Raw genomic sequence first — 12,615 nt, forward strand, 5'->3', positions numbered from 1 at the left:
GCGCCGCGCCGGGGCGGTACCGTCCTGATGATCATTTCGGCACATCGACCGCGGGGCGTGTCGCGGGTGGGGGCGGGGTTACCCGGCGTTGGCGCGCAGCCGCCGCCACCTGGCCACCAGGCCGCCCTCGGCCGCGACTTCCTCGCTGGTCATCGCGAATCCCAGGTGGTCGCGCCAGGCGCCGTCGATGTGCATGTAGCGCGGGTGGTAGGCCTCTTCGCGGAAGCCGAGCTTCTCGACGACGCGGCGGCTGGGCACGTTCTCCGGCCGGATGTTGATCTCCACCCGGTGCAGCCCACCGGCGCCGAAGGCGTGATCCACTGCCAGCGCCAGCGCCGTCGGGATCACCCCGCGTCCGGCCACCCGCGAATCGACCCAGTAGCCGACGTACGCGGAACTGAACGCCCGCCGCACGATGCTGCCGAGATTGATGTGGCCGACCAGCCGCTCGCTGCCGTCGTCCTCGCGGAGGCAGACGACGAAGGGCATGCTGTCGCCGCGCCGGGCGGCGCGTTTCATGTCGCGGTAGACGTAGAGGTACGCACGGGGGGAGTTCATCTCGGACCAGGGTCCGGGCGGCGACGACTCCCAGGGGCTCAGCCAGGCCTCGTTGGCGATCCGCACCTCGGACCATGCCTGCGCGTCACCGCGGCGGTACGGCCTGAGCAGCACGGATCCGTCCGCCAGGACGGCAGGCCATCCGGGCATGGACCCCAGCATCATCGCCTCCGGTCGAGCAGCAACACGTCGACGGTCGACCCGGCAGCCGCCGAGGTGACCCGCTCGCCGAGCACCAGCAGACCGTTTGCTTCGGCGAGGCCGGACAGAGTGTACGGCCCTCCGGCGAGCGGCTGCACGGTGTAGCCGCCACCGCGCCGCTCAGCTACGTGCGCGGGGCGGAACTCGCGCAGCCCTCCGGGCGAGGAGACGGTTTCCAGCAGGTGCGCCTTCACGCTGGGCCGGAACACGGGCTCGGCGCCGGCCAGCAGCTGGATGACGGGCCGGGCCAGCACCTCGAAGCCGATCAGGGCCGCGCCGGGCTCGCCGGGCAGGCAGACGACGGGAACCTCCTCGCCGCCCACCGTACCGAAGCCGAGGGTCGCGCCGGGGCAGAGCGCCACATCGGTGAACCCGACGGTGCCCCGGCCGTGGTCGCGGCGGGACAGGACCCTGCGCAGCATGTCGCCGGGGCCGGTACCCGTTCCACCGGTGGTGATGATCAGGTCGGCCCGCAGCGTCTGGTCCTCGAGCAGCCCGCGCAGTCCCTCGGGGTCGTCGTCGCAGATCCCGATCCGGTACGCGAGCGCGCCCGCCTCCACGGCCGCGGCGGTCAGGGCGTGCGAGTTGGCGTCGACGACCTGACCGGGCTGACTGGGCCGGCCGACGTCGACAAGTTCGTCGCCGGTCGCCACCACGACGACCCTGGGACTCGGCCGAACGACGACGTGCCCGATGCCCGAGGCCGCGAAGACCGCCACCATCGCCGGGGTCACGTAGGAGCCGGCGGGCGCCAGCACCCGGCCGACGGGCAGCTCCTCGCCCGAGCGCCGCACGCCGGAGCCGCGCTTCGGCGCGTACAGGATCTCCACCGCGGCCATGCCCTGGTCGGTCCAGTGCACCGGCACGACGACGTCGGCGCCGATCGGCAGCGGCGCGCCGGCCGCCACGGAGAAGCAGGTGCCGGGGGTCAGCCGTACCGGCCGCCAGCTCGCCGCGCCGAGGTCGCCGACGACGTTGAGGCGGACCGGCCGCGGCCCGCCCTCGAACGTGCCGAAGGACGGGTGTGACCCGATCCGCCCGGCGGCGGCAAGGTCCTCCCAGCGAGCCGCGTACCCGTCGATGGCCGACTGGTCGAAGGCCGGGTACGGATGCGGGGCGAGCACGTCGTTGGCGAGGACGTTGCCGTGCGCCTGGGTGAGGTCGAGGTCGAGCGGAGGCAGCGCCCGCAACCTGCGCAAGACACTGCCCAGGTATTCGGCGAGAGGCATCAGCTCGTTGGCGGCCGCCTCGGCATCGGCCGTAGCGGTCATCCCTTGGCACCGCCGGCGACGAACTCGCCGAGCCACGCCCGGAACTCCGCGCCCAGGTCCTCGCGCTTCGCGGCGAGCTGCACGACCGCCTGCAGGTAGCCCAGCGGCATGCCGGTGTCGTAGCGGTGGCCGCGGTAGATGATCCCGTGCACCGGCGTGCCGTCCGCCAGCAGCGCGGCCATCGCGTCGGTCAGCTGGATCTCGCCGCCGCTGCCGGGCTTGGTGTCCTGGATCGCGTCGAAGATCTTCGCGGGCAGGATGTAGCGGCCGAGGACGGCCAGGTTGCTTGGCGACTCCTCGGGCGACGGCTTCTCCACGAGCCCGGTCACCTCGACGATGTCGTCGCCGCCGATGGCGGAGGGCGCCACCGAGGCGATCCCGTAGCGGGAGGTCTCCTCGGGCTTGACCTCCATGAAGGCCAGCACGATGCCGCCCGTCTGCGCCTGCAGGTCGAGCATCGCCGGCAGCAGCGGCTTGTCCTCCTCGACGAACTCGTCGCCGAGCAGCACCGCGAACGCGTTGTCGCCGATGTGCGAGGCGGCGACGCCGACGGCGTGGCCGAGCCCGAGCGGCTCGCCCTGGCGGCAGGTGTAGATGTCGGCGAGCTCACTGGTACGCCGTACGGCGGCCAGCCGCGCGAGGTCGCCCTTCTCCTCGAGCCGGGCCTCGACGTCGGGCCGCCGGTCGAAGTGGTCCACCATCGAGGTCTTGCCGCGGCCGGTCACGAGCAGGACATCCGTGATGCCCGCGGCGGCGGCCTCCTCCACGATGTACTGCAGGACCGGGCGGTCCACAACGGGCAGGAGTTCCTTGGGCACGGCCTTGGTCGCCGGCAGGAAACGGGTGGCGAGCCCCGCTGCCGGAATGACGGCCTTCACCGCTCGACGGCCGCTCGCATGGGCCTTCGTCGTCATCTGAGAGGTCACCGTACCTTCGCTCGATTCGTGCCCGGACATGCCGCGAGACTATCGGCCGCGACCCTGCCGCGGCGGCTGTGGCCCGCCGGACGCGCCTGGCGCCGCCACGTCTGTACCAGTGACATGATCGAAATGCCCTTCCGGTGCGCCCGTCGAAACCGCGGCGTCCGTCACACCTGCCGCGGGCAGCGGCACGGTCTCGGCCAGGCGATAGGTGTCTCTTCCGGCATTCTTCGCCGCGTAGAGGGCGTCGTCAGCCGCATCGAGGACCTGCTGCGCGGTGGTCCCGTGCTCGGGATAGACGGCGATGCCGATCGAGACGCTGATCGCGACCCGGTCGACGGGCTGCCCGGTCGCCGAGTCCTGCCGGCGGGGGTCGATGGGCACCGGGATCTCGCGCACGGCGGCACCGAGCCGTTCGGCGACTATCACCCCGCCGTACGCGTCGGTCTCGGGCAGCAGCACCACGAACTCCTCCCCGCCCTGGCGGAAGGCGACGTCGACCTCGCGCAACCCGATCCGGATCCGCCGGGCGAACTCGCCGAGCACGGTGTCGCCGGCGGCATGCCCGTACGTGTCGTTGACGTCCTTGAAGTGGTCCAGGTCGAGCACGAGCACGGTCAGCATCCGGCCGAACCGGCTGGCCCGCTCCACTTCGCGGCGCAGTGACTCGCGCAGGCAGCGGTAGTTCCAGAGTCCGGTGAGCGGGTCGGTCAGGGAGAGCCGCTGCGCCTCCTCGTGCACCCGCACGTTGTGCACCGCCACCCCCGCCTGCCCGGCGAAGGTCCGCAGCGTGAGCAGGTCGGCGTCGTCGAACTCGTCGCCGCCGAGCCGGTCGTAGAGGGCCAGTACCCCGAGCGTGGCCGGCTGCCCGCCGGCCATCGCGGCGCCCGGCACGAGCGGGTCGCCGACGGTCGCGGGTGCGCAGATCGGCACGGCAACGTACGTGCGGCAGGCCGGCTCGTCGAGGATGCCCGCGCCGAGGCCGCGGACGCCCCGCCGGGGCTCGCCGCTGGCCGCGACCGCGCCGAGGACGCCGGCGCCGGGCGTCAGGCGCAGCGTGGGCAGGTCGGCCTCCGGCACGTCCCAGCGCCCGGTCAGCCCTTCGGCGCAGCGCGCGACGAGCCGGCCGTCGACCGGGTCGAGCAGCAGCACGATCCCGGCCCGCGCCCCGGTCGCGGAGAGCGCGGTCTGGAGGATGACCTGGAGGATCCGGTGCAGGTCGTGTGTGCTGGACAGGGTGTCGCCGAGGATGGCGAGATGGCCGCGCAGCTGGTCGCGGCTGGCGGTGAGCGCCTGCACGTACGCCTGCAGCTCGCGGGTCATCCGGTTGAACGTGCCCGCCAGCTTGCCGAGCTCATCGTCCCGGCCGACCGGCACCCGGGTGCCCAGCTCGCCGTCGGCCACCTTGCCGACCGCCCAGGCCAGCTCCTCGAGCGGCCGGGTGGTGGAGCGGGCCAGCTGCCGGGCGACGACGACCGCGACGCCGGCGACGACCGCGACGCCGAAGATCAGGAATGCGTAGAGGGACATCGGGTCGGAGTCCGCCACCGAGACCGCGAGCGGCAGCGGCTGGCCGGGCTCGGCCGGGATTCCGCGCACCGACCGGTGCCCGCGCGCGGTCCGGTCCTCGGGCAGCGCCGCCGCGACCCGCCGGCTCACCCGGTACGGCTCCGAGCTCAGCGCCGGCCCGGCACCCGGCCCGTCGCCGGCGAGCAGCGTGACGGCGACGCCGCTGGAGGCCGCCAGCCGGTTGACGAAGCCCACGTCGAGCTGCTGGGCGGCGGAGACGGTGACGTCGCCCTGGCGGGCCCGGGCGACGATCGCGGTCGCGACTCCGCCGGCGACCGGCGCGGCGCAGTCCCGCTGGCCGGCGGGAACGCCGCCGCCGATCCGGATCTCGGAGGCGAGGCCGCGGGTGACGAGCTGGTCGGCGGCGTGCCGCCGGTCGGCCTCGGGCAGCACGGCGACCGCGTCGGCGGCGGCCTGCAACTGCCGGCACACGGCACCGATGGCGGTGCGCACCGTCGTCGCGGCATGATCGAGCCGCTCGACCGTCCGATCCCGGCTCACCGTGGCGACGGTCATCCCGACAAAGAAGGACCCGAGCAGAACCGGACCGAGCACGACCGCCAGAAATGCGGTAGTGAGTCGGCCACGCAGAGTCACACGTCCTCCTGGAAGTGGCCTTCTTTGGAGCGATGCTGACATAGTGTGCACCGTTTGCCGGTTTTCAAAAGGGGGTGTTGCATGCCGGATTTCGCCAGTGAAGCGGAAAAATCAAGAACCGCGAAGATTGCGCTGCGCGATCAACTCCTCGCCGCGCGTAGATCACTACCCCCGGAATCCCGCGCATCGGCCGCGGCGGCGGTCCAAGCCGCCCTCCAAGATCTCGTACGCGCACAGTCACCCACGATCATCGCCGGCTATGTCCCGGTAGGTCCTGAACCGGGCGGCGCCGACCTGCCGGAGGTTCTGGCGGGCCGGCTGATCCTCCCGGTGCTGCTCCCGGACAACGACCTCGACTGGGTCCGCTACGAGGGGCCGGAATCCCTGCGGCCGGGACCCCGCGGCCTGCGGGAGCCGGTCGGGCCCCGCCTCGGCCCGGAGGCGGTGGCGAGCGCCACGCTGCTGGTGGTGCCGGCCCTGGCGGTCGACCGCTCCGGCCTGCGCATGGGGCGCGGGGGCGGCTCCTACGACCGGGCACTGGCCCGCGCCGCGAACGCGTACTCCGTCGCCCTGCTGCACGACGGCGAGTTTCTGCCCTCGGTACCGGCCGAACCGCACGACCGCCGGGTGCGCGCCGTGATCACACCGGCCGAGGGCCTCAGCGAGACGGTGGACTGGACGAAATAAACTCCGATGACGGAGCATTGGCACTCCTAGACCACGAGTGCCAAGCCAGCGAGTATCACGGAGGACCAGTGCCCACGTACCAATACGCCTGCACCGAGTGCGGTACCCCACTCGAGGCTGTGCAGTCCTTCTCCGACCCGGCGCTGACCGACTGCCCGAACTGCAGCGGCCGGCTCCGCAAGGTCTTCAACTCCGTGGGCATCGTCTTCAAGGGCTCGGGCTTCTACCGCAACGACTCCCGCACCGGAAACGTGAGCGCCGAGAAGGCGGCATCGTCCACCTCCTCGGAGAGCAAGTCGGACTCGTCGTCGACCGCGGCATCCACGTCCGGTTCCTCGTCGTCGACGTCCTCGGCGCCGGCATCCTCGAGCTCGTCCTCGTCCTCGTCCTCGTCGGGCTCGTCGTCCTCGTCCTCGTCCTCGGGCTCCGGCTCGTCGGGCTCGGGCTCCGCGAAGGCGGCGAAGTCCTCCTCCTAGCAGGCCCCGCGCCCGCTGTGTAGTTGTCCACATCCCGGGGTCGTCCACAGGACGGCCGCCGGGATGTGCCGCATCCGCCTACCGTTCTGCCCGACGACGCACCCGGGGCGGTCAGGAGGCGGACGATGCGCGGGGAACCACGACTGGACCCGGTCCGCTGGCGCCGCCCGGGCCGGGCGGCGCTGCTGAGGCCGGCGGTGGTCGCGGCCCTCCTGGCCACCGCGGCGATAGTGGTGTGGTCAGGACCACAGGGCTGCGCCCCGACCCCGGCCGCCGGCGCGTCGCGCCCGGCGGCCCTACCGGCCCGGACGGGCGCGGACTGCCCGGCGGACTCCGGGAGATTCGACCGGCCGGCGTCCCCGGAACCCGCGGGCGTCGCCGATTCGGACCCGTTCGGCGCCGCCGGCGAGCCGGGCCAGGATGAGCCGACCAAGGATGACCCGGCCCCGGACGACCGGTCCACGGCCGGCGCACCGGCGGCCCGAGACCGGCCGGGAGTGCCGGCGGGAACGGTAGGAGTGCCGATCCGCCTCGCGGAACCGGCCGCCCTCCGGCTGCTCCGCCCGGGCGACCGCGTCGACCTGTTCCGGCTGACCGGCGCCGGACAGGCCTCGCCGGCCGTGGCCACCGCCGCCCTGGTCCTCGACGTGACGGGGGCCGACGACCCGGCGACGGGCGGGCTGCTGCTGGCCCTGACCCCGGCCGAGGCGCAGCGCACCGTGGCGGGCGCGGACCACGGCTACGCGGTCCTGATCCGCCCGGACGGCTGACCATGCCACCGCCTCGCGCAGACGCCACGCGCCCCGGGCAAACCCCCGAACCTCAGACGGCCAACCGCGCACCCCGGGCGTCCGCCGCGCTTCGCTGCCCGCCGGGGACCGCGAAGTGGGCACGGCCGCCCGGCCCGACGGCCATCGCCAGCCAGGCTGTGCGCTCGGCCCAGATCCCCTGAGCTCCGGCACGAACTTGGATCAGCCCCGACGCCGAATCAGACCCGCCAGCCTTGGCCATGCCCCTCCGGAACGGACGGGCGCAGCGCAGCCCTCAGCACACCAGACCCCCTTGGATTGGACCGGCGCAGTCCGGCCCCGGTGCGGGTCAGGCCCGCACGGATCGGACCGGCGCAGTCCAGCCCCCGCGCGGGTCAGCCCCAGTGCGGGGGCCGGTCCTCCAGGAGGCGATCATCGTTCGAGTCTTCGCCGCTGAAGCCCCAGCCCCGCTCGGTGTCGTCGCGGGTCTGATCGGGCAGCAGCGGCATCTCCTCGGACTCGAGGTCAACCGTGCGCTCGGCGTCGGCATCACGTTCGGGCTCGTCCAACATGTCCACGGTATGAGGGTAGGCCGCGTCGCGATGCGCCGTCGGCACCGGATGGATGTAGCGTCGATGAACGTGAGCGCCCCGACCGGTTCCGACGACGACGCATATTGGCAGCGCCCCGATGCCGAGCCGGAGCCCTTCGGTGCCGGCCGCCCGGTGCCGGCGCCCGATCCCACGCCCACCTACCAGGGACCGCCGCGCACGCCTCCGCCGTCGCCGCACTGGCGTCCGCCGATGCTCCAGAAGCCTCCGCCGCCGCGATCCATGCCGGGCCAGAACAACGACGTCCTCGACGAGTCCGAGGGCTCGGCGCGCACCGTGACCTACGGCATCGGCCTGGTGGCGGGAGCTATCGCCGTGATCCTGATGTGCCTGCTCTGCGCCCGCGTGATCTTCTGACCGGCACGGGTACCGGGCTTTCGGCGGCCGCAACCGAGCGGCCGAAGTCGTGTTCGGAGATCGGGGCCGGGGAGTTACCGTCCCGGCCGCCACCCCACATGGCGGCCGGGACGGTGGACCGTCAGGACGTCGTTCCCCAGACTGCCTGGGCTCCGGAGTCGCCGGTCCTGAACACGTAATAGCCGGAAATCACCGCGAGCGCCACCATGATCACTGCCAGTCCGAGTTCGGCTGCGCGGGGTAGCGGGCGGCTCGCCTTGCGACTGGCCAGCACGACCATGATGAGGGTCACAACGCCGAGGCCGAGCGAGAAGTAGAAGGTCAGCGTGCCGAAGCCCATGTGTTCGTCGATCGCCTCCAGGGGCGGGCCGCTCAGGCCGTTCGCCACGAGGCGGTCGTGCAGCTTCGTGCCGGACAGCATGGCCACCGCGGCCGACGCCGGCGCGGCGATCGCGAGCAGGACGGCGGCCCAGCCGATCTTCGATCGCCACCGCGGCAGGACCGCGTAGGCGATCGCGGCGAGGGCCAGCAGCGGCACGAACACCACCGCCGCGTGGACCACGAGAGCATGAACGGGCATGCCGTTGATCTGGTCGAACACGGCTACCTCCTTGGTTCGTTCGGGGATCGGGTCCGCCAGCCTAGAGATATCTGACGCCGCAAACACCCCCCCTGTCTCCGCCTACGCGCAGTGGACCACTCCGGTTCACCGGCCGTGCCGATGTTGCCGAAACGTGCCCTATCGCAGGCCACAGCCGTGCGCACGGAGGTTGAGCCGGCCGGATCGGCGTGTTGTCATGGTGTGATGTCGACGGGTGAGCAGCTGCTTCGCGCAAACGGCATGCGCGTGACGCGGCCGCGGGTGGCCGTGCTCGACGTGCTGACCCAGGGCGGCCATCTGGAGGTCGAGGAGATCACCCGGCAGGTCCGGGACCGCCTCGATTCGGTCTCCACCCAGGCCGTCTACGACGTGCTCGGCGCGCTCTCCCGGGCCGGCCTGGCCCGGCGGATCGAGCCCGCCGGCAGCCCGGCGCGCTTCGAGGCCCGGGTCGGCGACAACCACCATCACATCGTCTGCCGCAGCTGCGGAACGATCGAGGACGTCGACTGCGCCGTCGGCGAGCGCCCGTGCCTTGACCCGGGCGTCGCGCACGGCTTCGAGGTGGACGAGGCGGAAGTGACGTTCTGGGGGTTGTGCCCCTCCTGCCAGCGCGAACGCCGCGCCGATCGCGCAGCCTGAACCTGTTCAACTTTCCCGCCCGGCGTGGCACGCTGGACCCCATGGACAGCTCCCCGGACGTGGGACTCTTCGGCCCGGCCTCGGTCACGTGGAAGGTGCACAACGAACCCATCGTGACGATGGGCGGTCTGCGCTCCCTCTACCTACAGGCGCTGCACCCGCGCGCGGTGGCGGCGGTCGCACAGAACTCCGGCTACCGCGCCGATCCCTGGGGCCGTCTGAACAGGACCTCGGAGTACGTCGGCACCGTCCTCTACGGCAGCACGGCCGAGGTCGAGGCCGCCGCGAGTCGCGTCCGGCGGCTGCACGCCCGGATGTCGGCCACGGACCCCCGTACGGGTGAGAGATTCCGCGTCGACGAGCCCGACCTGCTGCGCTGGGTGCACGTGGCCGAGGTGGAGTCGTTCCTGACGACGGCCCGCCGCGCCGGCCTGAGGCTGACCGACGAGGAGGTCGACGGCTACTACACCGAGCAGCGGCGCGCGGCGGAACTCGTCGGCCTTGACCCGTCGACCGTGCCCGGCACGGCGGCCGAGGTCGCGGCCTACTACGAACGGATGCGACCGGAGCTCGGCATCACCCGGGAGGCAGCCGAGACGGCCCTGTTCCTGACCGTGCCGCCGGTGCCGAGCGTCTGGAGCAGCCGGGCGATCCGGCTGGGCCTCACGCTCGGCCCGGCCCGCTGGGCCTATCTCGGCATCGCGGGCACGGCCGTCGCGCTGCTGCCCGCCTGGGCCCGCCGGATGTACGGCGGCCTGGGCTGGCCGACCACTGACATGTCGGCGGACCTCTCGGTCCGCGGCATGCGCCTGCTCATCGGCGCGATCCTGGCCGCGGTGCCGAAGCAGTACCGGGTCACCCCGATGCGCCGCGCCGCGCTGGAGCGTGCGGGCCTAGCCTGACGCGCGCTCGAGATGCTCCACGGCCGCCCACGGATCTTTGGCCTGCGCCTGCTGCCCCGCCGGACAGGTACGCCGGAAGTCGCACCAGCCGCAGAGCGTGCCGGGATTGGTCGGGAACTCCGCGTCGGGATCTCCCCCGGCCGCCACCGCCTTCTCCGCCGCGATGATGTCCCGCGCCGTGTCCTCCGCCCGCGCCACCTGCCGCGCCAGCGACTCCTCGGTGTGCTCGTGCGCGGCGACCGTGCCCGTCGGCAGGTGGTGCAGCTCGACCCGGTGACACGGGCGCCGGAACACCCGCTGGGCCGCGTAGGCGTAGAGGGCCAGCGCCTGCGAGCCGCGGGCGTCGTCGGCGTCGAGGCCGGACCGGCCGGTCTTGTAGTCGACGATGACCGCCTCGGGCCCCTGCTCGCCGGCCCGCGAGTCGATGCGGTCCGCCCGGCCGTTGAAGGCCAGCAGGGCCGTCTTGGTCGCCACCGTCCGCTCGACGCCCAGCGGCTCGTCCTGCGGATCGAGGCCGGTCACGTAGGTCTCGAGCCAGCCGAGCGCCTTGCGGTAGGTCACTCGCTCCTGATCGACGTCGCGGTAGCCCTCGCGCACCCACGTCGCCTTGAGCAGGGTGGGCAGGGACTCCGGGACGCGGCGCTCGGGCGGCACCGAATACCAGTTCTTCAGGGCCGTGTGCACGCTCGCGCCGAGCGAGTTGTGCGCCCAGGGCGGGCCCTTCTGCGGGGACGGCCGATCAACGTAGGTGTAGCGGTAGCGGCGCGGACAGTCCGCATACGCGCCGAGCTTGCTCGGCGTGCAGACGAAGAGCCGCTCGGGCATGCCGGCGAAGCCCAACTGCTCGGGCACCGCGGCCGATCGGGGGGAGGTCCTGGGCACGTGGTAATCCTGCCAGCATCCTCCGACAGGAATCAGGGCGCCGCGGCGTAAAGCTCCACGAAGGCCGCCACGGAGTCGGCGATCAGCTGCACGGCGATGGCCGCCAGCAGCAGGCCGGCGATGCGGGTCAGCACCTCGATGCCGCCCGGGCGCAGCAGCCTGACGATGCCGCCGGAGAAGCGCAGCACGAGCCAGACCGTCAGCATGACCGCGAAGATGGCGAGGCCGATGACCGTGTAGTCGTCCATCCCGTCGGCGCGTTGCACGAAGAGCATCGTCGCCACGATCGCGCCCGGCCCGGCCAGCAGCGGCGTGCCGAGCGGCACCAGCGCCACGTTGGTCGTCCCGCCCTGCTCCGAAGGTTCGTCGGTCTTGCCGGTGAGCAGCTGCAGCGCGACCAGGACCAGCAGCAGACCCCCGGCGCCCTGCAACGCGGGCAGCTGGACGTGCAGGTAGTCGAGCAGCGTCTGGCCCGTCACCGCGAAGATCACGATGACGCCGAGCGCCAGCAGCACCGCCTGGGTGCCGGCGCGGATCCGCTCCTTGGCCGGCAGCGTCCCGGTCAGGGCCAGGAAGACGGGCACCATGCCCGGCGGGTCGACGATCACCAGGAGAGTCACGAAGGCCTCACCGAACAGCTTCAGGTTCACGAGATCAACCTAGGGGGCCGTCCGCGCATGACGTGCTCGACTGCGTCGATCGTCACCCCAGGGCCGGGACGCCGGTCGCGGCGGCGACGATCTTGGCGTACGCGTCGGGAGCAGTGCCGAACGCACCCAGCCGGACCGTCTTGTGGCTGCCGTGGAAGTCGGAGGAGCCGGTGGCGACCAGGCCCAGCCGCTCGGCGAGGGCGCGCACGTGCGCCCGCTGCTCGACGGTGTGGTCCTCGTGATCGGCCTCGAGTCCGAAGAGGCCCGCCGCCGCCAGCTCCACGATCAACTTGTCGGGGACGATGCGGCCCCGGACGGTCGCGTTCGGATGGGCGAAGACCGCGACCCCGCCGGCGGCCCGGATGGCCTGCACGGCCTCGAAAACATCAAGATCCGCTTTCGGTACGAAGTAGCGGGCGCCCAGCCAGCGCGAGGCGAACGCCTCGTCGGTGGTGCGCACCAGCCCGGCCCGGATCAGCGCCTGCGCGATGTGCGGGCGGCCGACCGAGCCGCCGGCCGCGTAGCCGTGCACCTCCGGCCAGGAGATGTCCACGCCGTCCGCGCGCAGCAGCTCGACGATCTGCTCCGCGCGCTGCTCCCGGTCGGTGCGCAGCCGGGCCAGGTCGGCGGCGAGGGCGGGCTCCTCCGGATCGAACAGGTACGCGAGCATGTGCAGCGGGATCGCCGGCTCCACTCCGTACCAGCGGCAGGAGAGCTCGGCACCGCGTATCAGGGTCAGGCCCGGCGGCCGGGCCGCCGCGGCCTCCGCCCACCCGCCGGTGGTGTCGTGGTCGGTGATGGCCATCACGTCGAGGCCCGCCTCGAAGCCCGCACGGACCAGTTCGGCCGGGGTCAGTGTGCCGTCACTGGCGGTCGAATGGCAGTGCAGGTCGATTCTGGTCACTAGAAAACGCTACCGGGTGCGCCCGGCGGCCCGGTTGCGGA

The 12,615-nt window shown here is 72.7% G+C and carries 15 protein-coding genes; 6 read left to right on the top strand and 9 right to left on the bottom strand.

Features of this window, described 5'->3' with window-relative positions; translation table 11 throughout:
- Positions 1 to 78: 78 nt before the first annotated feature.
- Genes AB0B58_RS08990 through AB0B58_RS09005 form a run of 4 tightly spaced genes read right to left on the bottom strand, consistent with a single transcriptional unit; the run spans position 79 to position 5,116 of the window.
- On the bottom strand, positions 79 to 720 hold the full coding sequence (locus AB0B58_RS08990) for a GNAT family protein (RefSeq protein ID WP_360219996.1): 642 nt from the start codon (positions 718 to 720) through the stop codon (positions 79 to 81).
- The gene (gene glp, locus AB0B58_RS08995) at positions 720 to 2,030 is read right to left on the bottom strand and encodes a gephyrin-like molybdotransferase Glp (protein ID WP_360219999.1); all 1,311 of its coding nucleotides are present in this window, start codon (positions 2,028 to 2,030) and stop codon (positions 720 to 722) included. The genes AB0B58_RS08990 and glp overlap by 1 nt, the downstream gene beginning before the upstream one ends.
- Entirely contained in the window at positions 2,027 to 2,944 is a 918-nt protein-coding gene (locus tag AB0B58_RS09000; RefSeq protein ID WP_360220002.1) for a UTP--glucose-1-phosphate uridylyltransferase, read from the bottom strand. The genes glp and AB0B58_RS09000 overlap by 4 nt, the downstream gene beginning before the upstream one ends.
- 51 nt (positions 2,945 to 2,995) lie before the next feature.
- On the bottom strand, positions 2,996 to 5,116 hold the full coding sequence (locus AB0B58_RS09005; RefSeq protein ID WP_360220005.1) for a diguanylate cyclase: 2,121 nt from the start codon (positions 5,114 to 5,116) through the stop codon (positions 2,996 to 2,998).
- Between the two features lie 81 nt (positions 5,117 to 5,197).
- Here AB0B58_RS09005 and AB0B58_RS09010 point away from each other — a divergent pair, with 81 nt between their 5' ends.
- The 3 genes from AB0B58_RS09010 (at position 5,198) to AB0B58_RS09020 (ending at position 7,049) form a co-directional block, all read left to right on the top strand.
- Entirely contained in the window at positions 5,198 to 5,803 is a 606-nt protein-coding gene (locus AB0B58_RS09010) for a 5-formyltetrahydrofolate cyclo-ligase (protein WP_360220008.1), read from the top strand.
- A 68-nt stretch (positions 5,804 to 5,871) separates the two neighbouring features.
- Complete coding sequence (locus AB0B58_RS09015) at positions 5,872 to 6,279, top strand: FmdB family zinc ribbon protein (RefSeq protein ID WP_360220011.1); 408 nt, start codon at positions 5,872 to 5,874, stop codon at positions 6,277 to 6,279.
- A 125-nt stretch (positions 6,280 to 6,404) separates the two neighbouring features.
- The gene (locus tag AB0B58_RS09020) at positions 6,405 to 7,049 is read left to right on the top strand and encodes a hypothetical protein (RefSeq protein WP_360220014.1); all 645 of its coding nucleotides are present in this window, start codon (positions 6,405 to 6,407) and stop codon (positions 7,047 to 7,049) included.
- A 374-nt stretch (positions 7,050 to 7,423) separates the two neighbouring features.
- On the opposite strand, the gene AB0B58_RS09025 is transcribed toward AB0B58_RS09020, so the two are convergent.
- The gene (locus AB0B58_RS09025) at positions 7,424 to 7,606 is read right to left on the bottom strand and encodes a hypothetical protein (RefSeq protein ID WP_360220957.1); all 183 of its coding nucleotides are present in this window, start codon (positions 7,604 to 7,606) and stop codon (positions 7,424 to 7,426) included.
- Positions 7,607 to 7,663: 57 nt separating this feature from the next.
- Here AB0B58_RS09025 and AB0B58_RS09030 point away from each other — a divergent pair, with 57 nt between their 5' ends.
- Positions 7,664 to 7,996: a translation initiation factor 2 gene (locus AB0B58_RS09030; protein ID WP_360220017.1), complete on the top strand. Its 333-nt coding sequence runs from the start codon at positions 7,664 to 7,666 to the stop codon at positions 7,994 to 7,996.
- 121 nt (positions 7,997 to 8,117) lie between these two features.
- Here AB0B58_RS09030 and AB0B58_RS09035 read toward each other — a convergent pair whose 3' ends face one another.
- A complete protein-coding gene (locus tag AB0B58_RS09035) occupies positions 8,118 to 8,597 on the bottom strand; it encodes a DUF2231 domain-containing protein (RefSeq protein WP_360220020.1) in 480 nt (159 codons plus the stop codon).
- 204 nt (positions 8,598 to 8,801) lie between these two features.
- Between AB0B58_RS09035 and AB0B58_RS09040 the strand changes: the two genes are divergently transcribed.
- Positions 8,802 to 9,236, top strand: a complete 435-nt coding sequence (locus AB0B58_RS09040) for a Fur family transcriptional regulator (RefSeq protein WP_360220023.1) — start codon at positions 8,802 to 8,804, stop codon at positions 9,234 to 9,236.
- A gap of 41 nt (positions 9,237 to 9,277) precedes the next feature.
- A complete protein-coding gene (locus AB0B58_RS09045; protein ID WP_360220026.1) occupies positions 9,278 to 10,138 on the top strand; it encodes an oxygenase MpaB family protein in 861 nt (286 codons plus the stop codon).
- On the opposite strand, the gene AB0B58_RS09050 is transcribed toward AB0B58_RS09045, so the two are convergent.
- The 3 genes from AB0B58_RS09050 to AB0B58_RS09060 form a co-directional block, all read right to left on the bottom strand.
- Entirely contained in the window at positions 10,130 to 10,963 is an 834-nt protein-coding gene (locus tag AB0B58_RS09050; protein WP_360220900.1) for a PD-(D/E)XK nuclease family protein, read from the bottom strand. The two genes, AB0B58_RS09045 and AB0B58_RS09050, sit on opposite strands and share 9 nt — an antisense overlap.
- 89 nt (positions 10,964 to 11,052) lie before the next feature.
- Positions 11,053 to 11,670, bottom strand: a complete 618-nt coding sequence (locus tag AB0B58_RS09055; protein ID WP_360220029.1) for a MarC family protein — start codon at positions 11,668 to 11,670, stop codon at positions 11,053 to 11,055.
- Positions 11,671 to 11,722: 52 nt separating this feature from the next.
- Positions 11,723 to 12,574 (bottom strand): PHP domain-containing protein, encoded by an 852-nt coding sequence (locus AB0B58_RS09060; RefSeq protein ID WP_360220032.1) that lies wholly within the window; start codon positions 12,572 to 12,574, stop codon positions 11,723 to 11,725.
- Positions 12,575 to 12,615: the final 41 nt, after the last annotated feature.

Origin of the sequence: Actinoplanes sp. NPDC049118 (genome assembly GCF_040648555.1) — a bacterium.
Classification (GTDB): Bacteria; Actinomycetota; Actinomycetes; order Mycobacteriales; family Micromonosporaceae; genus Actinoplanes.